Origin of the sequence: Agrobacterium sp. RAC06 (assembly GCF_001713475.1) — a bacterium.
Lineage (GTDB): Bacteria > Pseudomonadota > Alphaproteobacteria > Rhizobiales > Rhizobiaceae > Allorhizobium.
In genome coordinates this window covers 769073-784050 of record NZ_CP016499.1, presented here as the reverse complement: position 1 = coordinate 784050, position 14978 = coordinate 769073, and the positions used below count along the sequence as shown (strand labels likewise).

The following is a 14978-nucleotide window of genomic DNA, read 5'->3' as shown; positions in this document are numbered from 1 at the left end:
ATGACCAAGACCGATCTCACCCGCAATCAGTCGCTCGTCTTCGATGCGCTCATGCAGTCCGACGGGCCGCTTTCGGCCTATACCTTGCTCGACAAGTTGCGCGAACACGGCTTTCGCGCGCCCCTGCAGGTCTATCGCGCGCTCGACAAGCTGGTCGAGTTCGGCATGGTCCATCGCCTCGAAAGCCTGAACGCCTTTGTCGCCTGCGCCCATCCGCATGAGGGCTGCACGGGCCATGGCACCGTCGCCTTCATGATCTGCAACAAGTGCGGTCATGTGACGGAATTCCACGACCACGAGATCGATCACCGCCTGGAAACGATCACCCGTGGGCGCAGCTTCAAGCCTGAAAAGACGACGATTGAAATCAGAGGGTTTTGTGCTGAGTGCACGGAGATCGCGGCTTAGGCTTTGTCAGAGCGGATGCAGATCCCGTGCAAAGCGGCGCCAGTTGCGCACGTAGTTTTCGGCTGACAGCCGAAGTCCCGCAATAGCAGCGGCGTCAAGCTCTCTGATCGCCCGTGCTGGGGAGCCGACAATCAGTGAATTGTCCGGGAAGCTCTTGCACTCGGTAATCAGGGCGTTCGCGCCAACGAGGCAGTTATCGCCGATGCGCGCTCCATTGAGGACAGTTGCTCCCATGCCGACAAGCGAATTGTTGCCGATGGTGCAGCCGTGAATGATGGCGTGGTGGCCAATGGTGCAGCCTTCGCCAATCGTGACACCCTTGCCGGGGTCGGTATGCACCATGACACCATCCTGGATATTGGTGCCTGCACCGATCACGATAGGATCATTGTCGCCACGAAGAACCGCCCCGAACCAGATGCCGACATCCTCTCCCAGACGCACGTCACCGATCACCTGGGCATCGGGTGCCAGCCAGAACCGGTCAGCTGCGGGAAGGACGGGAGCCTTGTCCCCGAGGCGATAGAGCGGCATCTCAGGCGCCTTTCCGTCAACGCAGCCTTAGAATGACGGGGAACCGGCCGGACTGTGCCGAGACATGCAGATGGATGTTGGCCTCCGGCTGCGAATAGCGCCAGGCGCGCGCGCCGTGGCTGAGCAGCAAACCGATCAGATCCTTGGTCTTTGAGCGCTTTTCGCGCAAGCCGAGATCGGCCAGACGATAAGCAGCCTCGTGGAGAGGATGCAGGACGCTGCTCGCGGACGCGAGGCCGCCATTGTCCTGATCCTCGACCAAGCCGTAGTGGAAGTCTTTCGATGCCATTTCATGATCCTCGTAAACAATACAAATCGAGGGTTTTGGGCGATCGTCTTACTGGGCGGCGGCCCAGCAACCGATTCCCTTCTTCTTGAGCGCCTTGCAGGCGTTGACTGCATCCTTCTGTTCGTCAAAGCCACCAAAGCGTGCCCGGAAGATCTGCTTCGAGCCGTCGCCGTAAGCGACTGTGAAGGGGGTGGCGGAACGCAATACCTTTCCGCCTTTCGCCTGCGCGTCACGCAGGAGATCCATGGCCAGTTCCTGATCCGGCGACGTGCCGATCTGCACGACCCAACCGCCGGACGGAGCAGTCGATGCGGTCGTCATGGCGTCGACGTCGGGGGGCGTGGTGGCAGCCGTTGCGACCGACTGCGCCGCGGTTGCCGGTGCAGCTGCCGCACCCTCATTGGGCAGATAGGCCGGGGCAGGCTGCGGTACAGGGACGGGGGGCGCCGACGCCGACGGTGCGGCAGGCATGGTGTTCAGAGCAGCACTTGCCGCATTGCCGGCCGGCGCCGCAGCATAGGCCTGGGCAACACCGGTGTAGCGTACGTCAGGCATGGGGCCGGTCTGCGGCAGTTGCGGCAGGCCACCGGCCGCCCGAGCAGCGGACCCTGAAGGCGCAACCGAGGTGTTGTTCTTGGCGATCAGGTTGCTGCCGCCACGGGTGCTTGTGGCGGCCGGCAGATAACGCTGAACCAGGCTGGTCATCTGCGCATTGCGCCGTGCACCGGATGTTGCACCCAGCACAACTGCGACGATGGAGCGACCACCGAGTTCAGCCGAAGTCGCGAGATTGTAGCCGGCAGCCCGGGTGAAACCGGTTTTGATGCCGTCGACGCCGCGGACCTGGCCCAGCAGTCGGTTGTGGTTTCCGATCGTCTGCTTGCCGAACTTGAAGCTGCGGGTGGAGAAGTAGCCGTAATACTGCGGAAAGTGCTGGCGCAGCGCGACGCTGAGCCGGGCCTGATCGCGAGCAGTGGTCATCTGAGCCGTGTTCGGCAGGCCATGGGCGTTGCGGTAGGTTGTCTTCGTCATGCCGAGGCTCCGGGCCTTGGCGGTCATCATCTGGGCGAAACGCTGCTCGGAACCACCGAGATACTCCGCAAGGGCGGTCGCAACGTCATTGGCTGAACGCGTAACGAGCGAGAGAATCGCCTGCTCGACGGTGACGCTGCGGCCGGTGCCAACGCCGAGCTTTGACGGCGGCTCCTTGGCGGCATTGGCAGAGAACGGAACTTTGCTGTTCAGCGAAACACGGCCAGCCTCCAGCGCCTCAAAGACCATATAGAGAGTCATCATCTTGGTCAGCGAAGCCGGATAGCGCAGGCTGTCGGCATTCTCGCTATAGAGAACCTTGCCCGTCTTGGCGTCGATGACGATGCCGGCATATTTAGGATTTGCCTGTGCAGTGCTGACGGCAGCGACCGTCGCCACGAAGACCGCAAACGCCGCGAGGAAAAGCCGACGCACTGCGGCTGCGAAGTTGGAGCTTCCGAAAACTTTATGCACCACGATACTCTTTGAATCTCACCATTGACGACCGGACGCTCTTCCCCCAATCGCGACCATCTCCCGTGGACCCTACGGAATTAGCCTTACCAAGAGGTTTATGATGAACGGTCGGTTGACGCTTTGGATTGATTTTTAAGCGTCGTGGTTGCGGTTGCGGGGCCCGAACGCCCCGCAACATAGGCCCGAACCGCCGCGTCTATTGATTGCCAATCGTCGAGCATTCGGCTTGAGAATCGATAGAGAACCGTAAGATCCTCTCCAACATGGATGTCGCGCTGGCAATCGCTGCTGGTGGCTTTCTCGGCGACTGAAGGAAGGAGGCAGCGGATCGCATAGGCGGTTCCGTCGGGAGCCGTGGCTGTCAGCAAGCTTTCTCCCTCGTAACCCGTTCCCGCCCTGAAGACGTGGCTCTGCAGTCCGGCGGGCCCCTCGCTGGTCTGTGGCTCGAGGAGGCTCCTGTAGATCGGCTCGACGCGTCCGGACATGTCTCTCGACATCGTGCTTTGCGAGATCTGCAGGAAGACAAGAGGCTGTGATAGCGCAAGGTCGTCGAAACGGCGTCGTTCTTTGGCTGAATAGCCGGTCATCTCGGGCCAGAGCAGATACAGGTCTATCCGTTCGGCCAGGCCGCTGCGGCGCTGATGCTCGAAGCGGATGGCGTTTGCGGGAAAGGCGAGCCGATCTCGGCCAATCGTGATGTCGACGATCTCGGTGCTTTCGCTGTGGCCTGCGAGCGAGAGCCGCGCACCGTAAGCACTGCCAAACCAGCTGATGGCAATCGAGGCTGCCGCCAAGGCCAAGATGGTGATTGTCGCGATGACCAGAAAGCGCGTCGAAATGAGCGGTGAACGCTCTTCATCCGCCTGCAGACCGTTATCGTCGCCTCGCATCTCGCCCTGATCCTCTCGGTGCGGCCTTCTTGGAATGCGCCCGCGAGATCAGACTTCGGTGAACGTGGTTAAATTCTGGTTAAGGTCGGGTGTCGGCGATGGGGCAAAAAGAGAGCCGGTCCCGGTTGGACGGGACCGGCTCATTGGCTCCGGTCGGGGGACGGGTAGGCGGGGACAGACCGGGCCAGAAGGCGGCGGCAACGTGATTATTGCGAAACGCTGCCGACGAAGCTCGCGCGACCATCCTGGAGCTTGACCCAGCGGGCTGGATGGCTCGAAGACTGGCGCTTCAGATAGGTGTATTCGGTCTCAGACCACAGCAGCACCTTGTTGCGCATGTTGTCGAGAATGAAGTCGCCGTGGTCGGTCCGGACGGTCAGTACGGCATGACCTTCGCCATTCGGCTGCAGGACCACGGTCATCAGAAGGTCGGCGGGGTCGAGGCCGCGATCAACCAGCATCTTGCGCTTGAGGAGTGCAAAGTCTTCGCAGTCGCCGACGCTGCGGGGGTAGGTCCAGCGTTCTTCGACACCATAGATCTCGAGATCGGTTAGCGGCGTGACCGAGCTGTTGACGGTGTAATTGACGTCAAGGATGGTTTTCCAGAGCTGCTCTGTCAGCATCATCGGTCCGCTATCCGTCTGGCTGCCCGAGCATTCGCCCTGATAGGTCTGACAGAATTCGTAATGCCCGATCGGCGGATTGGCTTTGCCAACGACCTGCATGTTGGCCGGCATGGCCGACACTTGAAAGGCCAGTGCGCCAGCGATGGCGGCGGCCAGAGTTCCAATACCCAGATTTTTCTTTGTTGTCATTGGTTGTCTCCCGGTAATGGAGATAGCAATGACAGAGATATTTTGATGGCCCGCGAATATTAGTGGTAAGATATAAGCTTAAATCTATGAAAAAGAGAATCTATATTGAGAGTTATTCGAATTATATTTGAATAGAATTCATGACAAGTTTGATGAAAATTTGATCGGTATTCTACCTTTTGATGTGGCTTGGGCCGTTGCGAAGGTAAAAAAGCTAGAAAATACAGTGAGCTAATTGGGGGGTGTCATTTCAGGTCGGAGGTTGCGATCCTGGATTCTGGGCCGACGAGTGTGGCGTTGCTGACGGTTCCGGATGTCGAAACTTGGTTCGATCATCCACCTTGAGCGCCGTCTCAAGGCCATTTTCGAGCCTGAATTTTTTGAAAAAAAACTGTGCCGGTCTGAGACGATTTTCGTCTCGCGATAGAAAAAGGCGCCTTGCGGGGTCCGCAGGCGCCTTGTCGGGGGAGGAATTCTTAGCCCCTCAGAGGAATTCCGTGAGTGCTTCCTTGGACTGCAGTGTCAGGAACTCGACGGCGACGCCTTCCATGAAATGGCGAACCACCCGTCCGCGCATGTTGCCGAGGCGAACGGCCGAGCCGATCGGCGGACGAATGTCGATATCGACGGCCGCACCCGAAAGGGACAGGTCCATGAGGCGGCACGGATAGGTCTTGCCGTCTTCGAGCGTGAGTTCTGTTCTCGTCTGGCGCGGCGTCAAACGATCGTGACGACGGTCTTCCGGCAGTCCAAGCTCATGTTTATTGGCGATCCAGGTCAGCTGGGCCGCAAGCTTTTCACGCTTTCGAACGGTGGCGTTGATGGAGATGACGAAACCGTCATCGGTCAACTTGATCACGGTGCCTTCGATGCGCCCGAGATGATCGATATATGCGATCACACGTTCGCCCGGACGCGGCATGCCGGCACACGCGAAGCGCACGTCGCCTGGCGACATGTCGATAACCTTGCAGACATACTCCTCATAGCTGGCAAGCATGAGACGACCCTGCAGGCTGACGGCGACGCGCTGAAAGGCGCGTTGCTGTCCCGGCGAAGCGATCGTGTTCGTATGGCTTGCCTGCGTTGAGTACATCTCGGAGATTCTGTCTGTTTCTCTATGGCTCGACATTAGGGGGCGAGCCGTTAATATAGTGTTTGCTTTTGGGTGCGCTTTTTCCAGACGGAACGATATCGCCGCAGGATTAAGGTTAAGGAAGGCTTTCGGTTGTGGCCCTCGCTTGCTCATGGCATGAGGGTTCTACCAAACGCGAAGGGCTTCCTTCGGCACCAACTCCAGTCGGCGCGACGATCCGCCTAGCGCCAGCAAGGCCACTCGGTTTCCGGGCGGCCTTTTTTTTATCCGCGGCCTGCATTACCTGATGGTTTCGCAACAGAAGGAATTGCAGATGCAGGATGAGACAGGATCTCGAGGCGAGGAGCGCCGGGATAACGACGGCCTTGTGCCCGAGATCGGCGCGCGATCCGAAGAGAACCCGCCCATCTTCAACCTGCCGACCGGCATCCTTGTGGCGCTTGCCCTGATCTGCGGCATCTATGCGATCCAGCAATTCCTGCTGTCGCCGGCACTCAATCAGTGGGTCGCCGTCGAATTCGGTTTTTCGCCAATCCGCTATCTCTATCCGCTCGATGAACAGTCGCTGGCGTGGCTTTGGACGCCGGTGAGTTATTCGTTGCTGCACGGCAGCTTCGAGCATCTCGCCTTCAACAGTCTTTGGCTTGCCGCATTCGGGACACCCGTTTGTCGCCGCATCGGTGAGGTCAGATTTCTCCTGTTCTGGGTGGTGTCATCAGTGGCTGCCGCCGCATTGCATGCATTCGTCAACTGGGGAGAGCCATCCTTGATGGTCGGCGCGTCCGGGGTGATTTCTGCTCTGATGGGTGCCGCCTGCCGATTCGCTTTCGGCGAACGGCAGCGCAGCCTGGCTCGATTGTCCGGATGGCAGCCTCCCTTGCTGTCGGTGGGGCAGGCCCTGGCTGACCGTACCGTCCGCGTCTTCATCATCGTCTGGTTTCTTGGCAATATTGCCATCGCCTTTGGCGTTCCGATGCTCGGGGGTGGTTCCGCGTCGATTGCTTGGGATGCACATATCGGCGGCTTCCTGCTCGGCTTCTTCGGATTTGCAGCCTTCGATCCCTACACGGGCCGTCACACAAGGGCGTGATGCCGGACTTATTGCATTCTCCTTGAATAAAGGGCACCCTTCGTCCTGGCGGTCCAAGGAGGATTGGGCCGCCGCGCGAGTGTTCTATGCGAGGAGGAACTCATGCCTGCATCAGCCAGAAGCATACTCGAACAGAAGGGCCGCGATGTCATCACCATCAGCCCGAGCATCAGCTTGGGCGAGGCGGCCCGGGTGCTGGAAGAACACAAGATCGGTGCCGTCGTCGTCGTCGGCATGGAAAGCCGCATCGTCGGCATCTTCACCGAACGTGACGTGGTTCGTGCGATCGGGACAGGCGGTAAAGATGCCTTCGACCAGCCGGTCTCGGCCTTCATGACCGCAAATGTCTATCGTTGCCGTGAAGAGACCGGCGTCAACGAATTGATGGAGATGATGTCCAGCCGGCGTTTCCGCCACGTGCCCGTCGAGGATAACGGCAAGCTTTCAGGTATCATTTCGATCGGTGACGTGGTGAAGTCGCGCATCCGCGAGATCGAGCAGGAAGCCGAACACATCAAGGCCTATATCGCCGGCTGATTCTCAGATTGTGCGAAGGCCCGTCAGAAGGTGCGGCAGACACTGCGCCTAGCGGAGAACTGCTTCCTGCATGCGGCGGATTTCCGTCACGCGGGCCTTCGCTTCCTCATAGCCGCGATCGATCGCCTCGCCGGCCCGATGAAACTCGGAAAGGCCGATGTCGTTCAGACGCGGATGCAGGGCGAGGTCCGGCGGGTCTCCGGCGAGGCGCGCCCGGGAAATGCGGTCCTGAATGATGTTGAAGGCCTGCACCATCACGCCGGTCAGGCCGACCTTGTTTGGTGCCCTGGCTGTTTCTGCGCTCGCCTTGTCCGGCGTTGAAGCCTTGTGCTTGACGACAGCGGACCGTCCGAACACGTCGTAATGCAGATTGACCGCCATCACCAGCGGCTGCTCATAAGCCCTGCAGACGGACACCGGCACCGGATTGACAAGCGCGCCGTCGATCAGCGTTCGATTGTTGCAATGAATGGGTTCGAAAATGCCGGGCAGGGCGTAAGATGCCCGAAGCGCCGTGATCAGGCTGCCGCCGTCGATCCAGACTTCGTGGCCGCTGTTGAGCTCCGATGCGACCGCAACGAAGGGCTTCGGCAAATCCTCGACATTCAGGCCCTCGAGATGCTCCTGCATTCGCTTGGTCAGGCGCATGCCGCCGAGAAGCCCGCCGCCTCCGATGGTCAGGTCGAGCAGCGAGGCAATCCGGCGCATGGTCAGCGACCGGGCGAAGGCTTCCAGTTCGTCGAGTTTGCCAGCGAGGTAACAGCCGCCGACCAGGGCGCCGATCGAGGTGCCCGCGATCATGCCGACTTCGATGCCTTCCTCGTCGAGCGCTCTCAAGACGCCGATATGCGCCCAGCCGCGAGCCGCACCGCCGCCAAGGGCAAGCGCCACTTTAGCCTTTGCGCGTACCTCGGGAACGATCGGACCAGCCGGCGGCGTGCCGACGTCCTTGGACGGTTGCGAGACATTCGCACCGCCGTTCGAAATCATGCTCCAGTTCAGCATCTCCGCTACCCCATAAGCTGAACACTCAGGGCTCCATTAGGACATCGTCTGCTTACGATTTCGTTATGCAGACGCCAGAGGTCAATGGCCGTAGACGTTATCCGGATCGAAGTGCCGGTGGTCGTCGGCAATCTTGAGAGACGGCTCGCCGTCAACGAGCTGGGCGGTCCGATAAAAGCAGGAGCGGCGTCCGGTATGGCAGGTCGCATCATGACCGGCGACCTCGACCTTCAGCCAGATCGCGTCCTGGTCGCAGTCGACCTTGATTTCCTTGACCGTCTGAAGGTTGCCGGAGCTCTCGCCCTTTTTCCAGATCTTGGCCCTGGAGCGGCTGTAATAGTGACCGATCCCGGTTTCGAGCGTCAGCGCGATGGCTTCGGCGTTCATATGCGCCACCATCAACAGCTCGCCGTCACGCGCATCGGTGACGACGGCGGTCACAAGCCCATGGTCATCGAACTTGGGGGTGAAGGCGAGACCTTCCTCGAGGATCTTCTTGTCTGCCGAGGGGGCGTCGAACACAAAAGCGGACATGGGCACTCGCAGTCTTAGCGGCTCCGAACCATGGACATGAAGCGGGCCTGTTCGGCCGCATTGTCCTTGAAGGCGCCGGTGAAGGTTGTGGTGAGCGTCGTGGAACCCGTCTTCTGGATCCCGCGCATGGCCATGCACATATGCTCGGCCTCGAGGAATACCGCAACCCCGCGTGGCAGCAGGTTCTCGTCAATCGCCTGGGCAATCTGTGCGGTCATGTTTTCCTGCGTCTGCAGGCGCTTGGCAAACACATCGACGACGCGCGCAATCTTCGACAGGCCGAGTACGCGGCCGTTGGGGAGATAGGCGACATGCGCCTTGCCCATCACTGGCAGCATGTGGTGTTCGCAATGCGAAAAGAACGAGATATCCCGGACGAGCACCATGTCGTCATAGCCACCGACTTCCTCGAAGGTCCGACCGAGCACGTCCTCGATGTCAGCGCTGTAGCCGGAAAACAGCTCTTCATAGGCCTTTGCCACGCGTGCCGGCGTATCGAGCAGGCCCTCGCGTTCCGGGTCGTCACCTGCCCAGAGCAAAAGCGTGCGCACGGCCTGTTCGGCCTCTTCGCGCGTCGGCCGCGGGGCTTCGACGGACAGTTTCTTGACGATGGCATCCATGGCCTTGGTCTCCCGGTCCCGCGTGAGGCGAGCCGCTGGTTTGGCTTTGCCGGATTGTAAAGGCGTAATGCGGCTCATAATGCAAGTCCGTTATCGGTGTTTCAGCCGAGAAGATCGTTTCGTCCGTGGCCAGCCTGCGTTTGTCCTGCCTCTGTCAGTCCGATATAGTGTCCTGCGAGAACGACGAAAAGACGGCCGCTGCGACATGATGAAGGCTGCATTGCCAGAACTCCTTCCTATATACGGGAGAGGCGCTGAACCGGATTGACCATGGACGACATCTACAACACCAAGATCCTCGAATTTGCCGGAAACATCGGCCGCATTGGCGTGCTCGCCGAAGCGGATGCCGTTTCGGAAAAGCATTCCAAGCTCTGTGGCTCCAAGGTTCGCGTCTATCTTATGGTTCGCGACGGCGTGGTGACCGATTTCACCCATGAGGTGAAGGCCTGCGCATTGGGTCAGGCCTCGTCGGGAATCATGGCCCGCCATGTGGTCGGGGCGACATCGGCCGAACTGCGGCAGGCACGACTGGACATGCTGGCCATGTTGAAGGAAGACGGAGAGGGACCCTCGGGTCGCTTCGAGGACATGCGCTTCCTGAAGCCCGTAAAGGACTACAAGGCACGCCACGCCTCCACGATGCTCACTTTTGACGCAGTCGTCGACTGTCTGGACCGTCTCGAATCCCCGGCTGCGGCCGCCGAGGCCAGCTAACATGTGCAACAGCCCCGATTGCGGTCACCAGCCGGCGGGCGGTGGACTGAAGAGCCGCAATTGGCAGGGGCCGTTCCGCAAGACCCCGGGCCGGCTGCTCGGCATGGGCTTGATCCGCGTATACCAGCTGACCTTGTCCAGCATTGTCGGAAGCTCCTGTCGCCACATGCCAACCTGTTCCGAATATGGCTACGAGGCTGTCGCGCGCCATGGTCTCTGGCACGGCGGATGGCTGACCTTGTTTCGCGTCGTTCGCTGCGGTCCCGGCGGCACCTGGGGGCCGGATCCCGTGCCCGAGGTTTTGACTCAGCGTTTCACCTGGTACGCGCCCTGGCGGCTTTGGACCTTCGGTCGCAAGCACGCGACCTGATTCGTATTCAAGGCGGCCGGACGACGCCCTGAGATTGATACACCGAATCGCTCGGGAGATGACGCATGCCCATGCCACTCGAATATCGCCAGGCCTCCGCCGACTTCGATGCCTTCATGAAGGATCTGGTCACGACCTCGATGCTCACATCGTCGCATCAGGCCTATACGATGTTGCAGGCTGTGCTGCAGGTCTTCCGGCGGCGGCTGACCTTTGCCGAGGCCATATCCTTCGCAAATGTGCTGCCGCCCGTCTTGCGCGCCATCTTCGTCAGCGATTGGGATGTCGAATCTCCAAGGGTGCCCTTTGCTCAAAGGGATGCGTTGATGAAGGAAGTCCGCGCCTTCCGCCACGAACACAATCTGTCGACCGAAACCGCGATCGAAGAAGTAACTTCAACGATCAGGCGACATGTCGATCCTGCTGCCTTCGACCGGGTCATGAAGACCTTGTCCGACGAAGCCCGCGGCTTCTGGTCGATGGGATCGGTCTAGCAAGATCCTTTACTCATCAGCACTTTCAGCCTATCAAGCGCCGGTTCGTGGCGAGGTTTTAACCCCGCAATTTTCACCACCCGCATTCGTTGGCGGGACTGGATCAGGAGACGTTTATGTCCGCTTCCGTATCTCTCACTTTCCCCGATGGCTCTATCCGCGAATACGCAGCCGGCACGACCGGCGCTGAGGTCGCTGAGTCCATTTCCAAGTCGCTGGCAAAGAAGGCCGTCGCCATTGCGCTCGACGGCACCCTGCGCGACCTCTCGGACCCGATCGTTGATGGCAAGATCGAGATCGTCACCCGCACCGATCCGCGGGCACTGGAACTCATTCGCCATGACGCTGCCCATGTGATGGCCGAGGCCGTGCAGGAGCTCTGGCCCGGTACGCAGGTGACCATCGGGCCGGTGATCGAGAACGGCTTCTACTACGACTTCGCCAAGGCTGAGCCCTTTACGCCCGAGGATCTGCCGAAGATCGAAAAGCGGATGAAGGAGATCATCCAGCGCAACAAGCCATTCACCAAGGAAATCTGGCCGCGCAACAAGGCCAAGGAAGTCTTTGCCTCCAAGGGCGAAAACTACAAGGTCGAGCTGGTCGATGCGATCCCGGAAGACCAGGATCTGAAGATCTACTATCAGGGCGACTGGTTCGATCTCTGCCGTGGGCCGCATATGGCGTCCACCGGGCAGATCGGTATGGCCTTCAAGCTGATGAAGGTCGCCGGAGCCTATTGGCGCGGTGACAGCAACAACGCCATGCTGAGCCGCATCTACGGAACGGCCTTTGCCGAACAGGAGCAGTTGGACAACTATCTGCATATCCTGGCCGAAGCCGAAAAGCGCGACCACCGCAAGCTTGGCCGTGAAATGGATCTCTTCCATTTCCAGGAAGAAGGCCCCGGCGTGGTCTTCTGGCACGGCAAGGGCTGGCGCATGTTCCAGACGCTGACCTCCTACATGCGCCGTCGACTCGATGGGACCTACCAGGAAGTCAACGCGCCGCAGATCCTCGACAAGTCGCTCTGGGAGACCTCGGGTCACTGGGGCTGGTACCAGGAGAACATGTTTGCCGTGAAGTCGGCGCATGCTTTCATGCATCCGGATGACGAGGAAGCCGACCAGAAGGTCTTCGCCCTGAAGCCGATGAACTGCCCGGGTCACGTGCAGATCTTCAAGCATGGCCTCAAATCCTATCGCGAGCTTCCCGTCCGCCTCGCCGAGTTCGGCACGGTTCATCGCTACGAAGCCTCCGGCGCGCTGCATGGCCTTATGCGCGTCCGCGGCTTTACCCAGGACGACGCCCACGTCTTCTGCACGGAAGAGCAGATGGCGGCCGAATGCCTGCGCATCAACGATCTCATCCTGTCGGTCTACGAGGACTTCGGGTTCAACGAGATCGTCGTGAAGCTCTCGACCCGTCCGGAAAAGCGCGTCGGTTCGGACGACCTCTGGGATCGCGCCGAAAGCGTGATGATGGACGTCCTGAAGCAGATCGAAGAACAGTCCGGCGGCCGCATCAAGACCGGCATCCTGCCGGGCGAGGGCGCCTTCTACGGTCCGAAGTTCGAATACACTTTGCGCGATGCCATCGGTCGTGAATGGCAGTGCGGCACGACTCAGGTGGACTTCAACCTGCCGGAACGCTTCGGTGCCTTCTACATCGACCAGAACTCGGAAAAGGTTCAGCCGGTCATGATCCACCGCGCCATCTGCGGCTCGATGGAGCGTTTCCTCGGCATCCTGATCGAGAACTTTGCCGGCCACATGCCGCTGTGGTTCGCGCCGTTGCAGGTCGTCGTTGCGACAATCACCTCGGATGCCGACGACTACGGTCGTGAAGTGGCCGAGCAGCTCCGCGACGCGGGCCTGCAGGTCGAGACCGACTTCCGCAACGAGAAGATCAACTACAAGGTCCGCGAGCACTCCGTCACCAAGGTGCCGGTGATCATCGTATGCGGCAAGCGCGAGGCGGAAGAAAAGACCGTCAACATTCGCCGCCTCGGTTCGCAGGACCAGGTGTCTATGCCGCTGACTGAGGCTGTAGCTGTGCTGGCAGGCGAAGCGACCCCGCCGGACGTCAAGCGCAAGCTGGCGAACCGCAAGGTCTGACTAGGATCGACCGTCTGACAGTGTGTTGCCGCACTGTCAGACGGCTGTCATCGAAACGGCATATGACGGTCCGATGACCTTCCGTATCACCGGAGCCTTCCCGTGAAGTTCAAAGAACTCTCTTATGCCAACGAGCGCGACCCTAAGCTCAAGCGCTGGTTCATCCGCTCGATCGAAGGGCTTTCCGGTCGCGACCGCTTTACCCGGCTCTATGAAATCTGGCGCAACGATATCGTCGGCAAGACCGATCGCGTCTTCGGCAAGATGCTCGACCTGATCAATGTCGACCTGAAGATCGAAGGCAACTGGCCGCCGGCGAACATTCCCGAAGGGCCTATTGTCATCGTTGCCAACCATCCCTTCGGCATCGGAGATGGCATCGCTGTCCTCGCGCTGGCTGAACAGCTCGGCCGTCCGTTCCGTGTGCTGATCAATAACGAACTTCTGAAGGTGCCGGAAATGGCGCCTTACTCGTTGCCCGTCTCGTTCGAGGAAACCAAGGAAGCACTTGCCATCAACATGCAGACCCGGCACGAAGCGCTGCGTCTGTTAAGGGAAGGCGTGACGGTCGTGATTTTCCCGGCAGGCGGCGTCGCGACCGCCAAGAAAGGTTTCGGGCGCGCCGAGGACCTTCCCTGGAAGATGTTTCCGGCCAAGCTCATCCAGGCTGCGAAAGCCAACGTCGTGCCGGTTTTCTTCGAAGGCCAGAACGGGCGTCTCTTTCATCTCGCCAGCAAGATCTCACTGACGTTGCGCGTGTCGCTGCTGATCCGCGAGTTCCGCCGTCTGTCCGGTTCGACGATCCGAGCACGTGTCGGGGTGATGATTCCGTGGGAAGAGCTGAGCACGCATGCGGACCGCAAGGATCTCTTGGCAAGGCTTTTCGGCGCGGTTTTCAGCATGGCGCCCGTCGAACGAAGCAAGTTTCGCCGCGTCGCTTGAGGCGTCAGGGCTGGTCGAGCATCAGCTCGACATCCAGGTTGACCCCGGCCTTCACCTCGAAATCCCGCTGGAAGAGCTTGTCCTTGTTGCGGGCAACCGCCGTGTACTGGCCCTCAGCCAGCACCATCACCGGGAAGGCGCTGACGCTTTCCGCCACGATGTCACCGCCTGACGTCAGGACGGACCAGGCGGTATCGGCAATCGCTTCACCGCCTTCTTCCGAGACCAGCTTGAAGCCCACCTGGGAAGCGCGGTGCTGGATGGTCGCTTCCGTCAGTTCGCCGGCTTCGACCGTGATGTCGGCGCGCACCACGGCGTTGATCGAGCCGTATTCCGACACGACATGATAGGTTCCGGCGTTCAGACGCACGATGGTGTTAGGCTTTACATCTGCAAGCACTAAGCCGCGCTCTCCGTCCTCGCGGACCTCGGAGGCATAGATGTCGAAACTCAACTGCTTGTCGGGAATATGGGTGTCGGCGCCAGAGATGGCACTCAGCGACATGCCGCCAGCATCAAGCACGAGAACCTGATTGGCAACCTCACCTTCGACCGGCACGTTGAGCTTCTTGGTAGCACCTGCACGCCCGAAGGATACGTTGACGAAATAGTCACCGGGCGCCAGCTGAAACGCGGCCGAACCACCTTCGGCACTGGCAAGCAAGGGCAGCTTGCCGTCGGCCCCGGGAATGGGGCTGAACACGCGCCAGGACAGCCCATGCTGCATCGGTTCGCCCTGGTCGGTCAGCTTGGCATCGAGCTTGACGCTGCGCCCTTGCGTCACATTGGCGATCGCGGCTGCACCCGGAGCCGAAAACGCCTTCAGCTTAGGCATCTTGGTCGAGCCGTTCAGCTGTTTGAAGGTCTCAAAGGCTTCCTGAGCAAAAGACGGCGACGCTGCCGCCGAGGCAACGAGTAGCCAGAGCAGCAGTCGGACAAGACCAGATTGGCGTGACATGCGATGCACTGTGTGTTGACTTCCTTCCCAATGCCGGCAACTTCAAACCGAACCGC

General features: G+C 60.1%; 18 protein-coding genes. 8 read left to right on the top strand and 10 right to left on the bottom strand.

All coding sequences use genetic code 11. From position 1 onward, the window contains the following. The gene (locus BSY240_RS03625; protein WP_054148030.1) at positions 1–408 is read left to right on the top strand and encodes a Fur family transcriptional regulator; all 408 of its coding nucleotides are present in this window, start codon (positions 1–3) and stop codon (positions 406–408) included. A 6-nt stretch (positions 409–414) separates the two neighbouring features. On the opposite strand, the gene BSY240_RS03620 is transcribed toward BSY240_RS03625, so the two are convergent. From BSY240_RS03620 to BSY240_RS03595, 6 genes are all read right to left on the bottom strand, one after another. After that, a complete protein-coding gene (locus BSY240_RS03620) occupies positions 415–942 on the bottom strand; it encodes a gamma carbonic anhydrase family protein (protein ID WP_069041441.1) in 528 nt (175 codons plus the stop codon). A 16-nt stretch (positions 943–958) separates the two neighbouring features. Next, positions 959–1231 carry a hypothetical protein gene (locus BSY240_RS03615; RefSeq protein ID WP_054148032.1) on the bottom strand — a complete coding sequence of 91 codons (273 nt, stop codon included), beginning with the start codon at positions 1229–1231 and terminating at the stop codon, positions 959–961. 48 nt (positions 1232–1279) lie between these two features. Further along, positions 1280–2737: a D-alanyl-D-alanine carboxypeptidase gene (locus BSY240_RS03610; RefSeq protein WP_054148132.1), complete on the bottom strand. Its 1458-nt coding sequence runs from the start codon at positions 2735–2737 to the stop codon at positions 1280–1282. Positions 2738–2835: 98 nt separating this feature from the next. After that, the gene (locus tag BSY240_RS03605; RefSeq protein WP_069041440.1) at positions 2836–3630 is read right to left on the bottom strand and encodes a hypothetical protein; all 795 of its coding nucleotides are present in this window, start codon (positions 3628–3630) and stop codon (positions 2836–2838) included. 206 nt (positions 3631–3836) lie between these two features. Continuing rightward, positions 3837–4445 carry a transglutaminase-like cysteine peptidase gene (locus BSY240_RS03600; RefSeq protein WP_054148034.1) on the bottom strand — a complete coding sequence of 203 codons (609 nt, stop codon included), beginning with the start codon at positions 4443–4445 and terminating at the stop codon, positions 3837–3839. A 484-nt stretch (positions 4446–4929) separates the two neighbouring features. Further along, positions 4930–5541, bottom strand: a complete 612-nt coding sequence (locus BSY240_RS03595; RefSeq protein WP_054148035.1) for a PilZ domain-containing protein — start codon at positions 5539–5541, stop codon at positions 4930–4932. Positions 5542–5854: 313 nt separating this feature from the next. Here BSY240_RS03595 and BSY240_RS03590 point away from each other — a divergent pair, with 313 nt between their 5' ends. Next, positions 5855–6631, top strand: a complete 777-nt coding sequence (locus tag BSY240_RS03590; protein ID WP_082347555.1) for a rhomboid family intramembrane serine protease — start codon at positions 5855–5857, stop codon at positions 6629–6631. A 102-nt stretch (positions 6632–6733) separates the two neighbouring features. Continuing rightward, positions 6734–7168 (top strand): CBS domain-containing protein, encoded by a 435-nt coding sequence (locus tag BSY240_RS03585; RefSeq protein WP_054148036.1) that lies wholly within the window; start codon positions 6734–6736, stop codon positions 7166–7168. A gap of 48 nt (positions 7169–7216) precedes the next feature. Here BSY240_RS03585 and BSY240_RS03580 read toward each other — a convergent pair whose 3' ends face one another. The 3 genes from BSY240_RS03580 to folE all read right to left on the bottom strand — a co-directional run bounded on the left by BSY240_RS03580 (position 7217) and on the right by folE (position 9327). After that, positions 7217–8173, bottom strand: coding sequence for a patatin-like phospholipase family protein (locus tag BSY240_RS03580; protein WP_069041439.1), 957 nt, complete (start codon positions 8171–8173; stop codon positions 7217–7219). Between the two features lie 81 nt (positions 8174–8254). After that, entirely contained in the window at positions 8255–8707 is a 453-nt protein-coding gene (gene hisI / locus BSY240_RS03575; RefSeq protein WP_054148038.1) for a phosphoribosyl-AMP cyclohydrolase, read from the bottom strand. A 14-nt stretch (positions 8708–8721) separates the two neighbouring features. After that, positions 8722–9327, bottom strand: a complete 606-nt coding sequence (folE, locus tag BSY240_RS03570) for a GTP cyclohydrolase I FolE (protein WP_069041438.1) — start codon at positions 9325–9327, stop codon at positions 8722–8724. 270 nt (positions 9328–9597) lie between these two features. On the opposite strand from folE, the gene BSY240_RS03565 reads away from it, so the two are divergent. The 5 genes from BSY240_RS03565 to BSY240_RS03545 all read left to right on the top strand — a co-directional run bounded on the left by BSY240_RS03565 (position 9598) and on the right by BSY240_RS03545 (position 13964). Beyond that, on the top strand, positions 9598–10044 hold the full coding sequence (locus tag BSY240_RS03565) for an iron-sulfur cluster assembly scaffold protein (RefSeq protein ID WP_054148040.1): 447 nt from the start codon (positions 9598–9600) through the stop codon (positions 10042–10044). A 1-nt stretch (position 10045) separates the two neighbouring features. Then, complete coding sequence (gene yidD, locus BSY240_RS03560) at positions 10046–10414, top strand: membrane protein insertion efficiency factor YidD (RefSeq protein ID WP_069041437.1); 369 nt, start codon at positions 10046–10048, stop codon at positions 10412–10414. Between the two features lie 65 nt (positions 10415–10479). Further along, positions 10480–10908, top strand: coding sequence for a DUF2267 domain-containing protein (locus BSY240_RS03555; protein ID WP_069041436.1), 429 nt, complete (start codon positions 10480–10482; stop codon positions 10906–10908). A gap of 116 nt (positions 10909–11024) precedes the next feature. Beyond that, positions 11025–13022, top strand: a complete 1998-nt coding sequence (gene thrS, locus BSY240_RS03550; protein ID WP_069041435.1) for a threonine--tRNA ligase — start codon at positions 11025–11027, stop codon at positions 13020–13022. 102 nt (positions 13023–13124) lie between these two features. Continuing rightward, positions 13125–13964, top strand: coding sequence for a lysophospholipid acyltransferase family protein (locus BSY240_RS03545; RefSeq protein WP_069041434.1), 840 nt, complete (start codon positions 13125–13127; stop codon positions 13962–13964). A gap of 4 nt (positions 13965–13968) precedes the next feature. Here BSY240_RS03545 and BSY240_RS03540 read toward each other — a convergent pair whose 3' ends face one another. Beyond that, positions 13969–14922 carry a hypothetical protein gene (locus BSY240_RS03540; protein ID WP_054148045.1) on the bottom strand — a complete coding sequence of 318 codons (954 nt, stop codon included), beginning with the start codon at positions 14920–14922 and terminating at the stop codon, positions 13969–13971. Between the last annotated feature and the right edge of the window lie 56 nt (positions 14923–14978).

Coding starts and splice junctions, on each gene's coding strand:
- BSY240_RS03625 (WP_054148030.1), top strand. CDS start 1: ATGACCAAGACCGATCTCACCCGCAATCAGTCGCTCGTCTTCGATGCG.
- BSY240_RS03605 (WP_069041440.1), bottom strand. CDS start 3,630: ATGCGAGGCGACGATAACGGTCTGCAGGCGGATGAAGAGCGTTCACCG.
- BSY240_RS03585 (WP_054148036.1), top strand. CDS start 6,734: ATGCCTGCATCAGCCAGAAGCATACTCGAACAGAAGGGCCGCGATGTC.
- BSY240_RS03565 (WP_054148040.1), top strand. CDS start 9,598: ATGGACGACATCTACAACACCAAGATCCTCGAATTTGCCGGAAACATC.
- BSY240_RS03555 (WP_069041436.1), top strand. CDS start 10,480: ATGCCCATGCCACTCGAATATCGCCAGGCCTCCGCCGACTTCGATGCC.
- hisI (WP_054148038.1), bottom strand. CDS start 8,707: ATGTCCGCTTTTGTGTTCGACGCCCCCTCGGCAGACAAGAAGATCCTC.
- BSY240_RS03615 (WP_054148032.1), bottom strand. CDS start 1,231: ATGGCATCGAAAGACTTCCACTACGGCTTGGTCGAGGATCAGGACAAT.
- BSY240_RS03595 (WP_054148035.1), bottom strand. CDS start 5,541: ATGTACTCAACGCAGGCAAGCCATACGAACACGATCGCTTCGCCGGGA.
- folE (WP_069041438.1), bottom strand. CDS start 9,327: ATGGATGCCATCGTCAAGAAACTGTCCGTCGAAGCCCCGCGGCCGACG.
- yidD (WP_069041437.1), top strand. CDS start 10,046: ATGTGCAACAGCCCCGATTGCGGTCACCAGCCGGCGGGCGGTGGACTG.
- BSY240_RS03590 (WP_082347555.1), top strand. CDS start 5,855: ATGCAGGATGAGACAGGATCTCGAGGCGAGGAGCGCCGGGATAACGAC.
- BSY240_RS03540 (WP_054148045.1), bottom strand. CDS start 14,922: ATGTCACGCCAATCTGGTCTTGTCCGACTGCTGCTCTGGCTACTCGTT.
- thrS (WP_069041435.1), top strand. CDS start 11,025: ATGTCCGCTTCCGTATCTCTCACTTTCCCCGATGGCTCTATCCGCGAA.
- BSY240_RS03600 (WP_054148034.1), bottom strand. CDS start 4,445: ATGACAACAAAGAAAAATCTGGGTATTGGAACTCTGGCCGCCGCCATC.
- BSY240_RS03580 (WP_069041439.1), bottom strand. CDS start 8,173: ATGCTGAACTGGAGCATGATTTCGAACGGCGGTGCGAATGTCTCGCAA.
- BSY240_RS03620 (WP_069041441.1), bottom strand. CDS start 942: ATGCCGCTCTATCGCCTCGGGGACAAGGCTCCCGTCCTTCCCGCAGCT.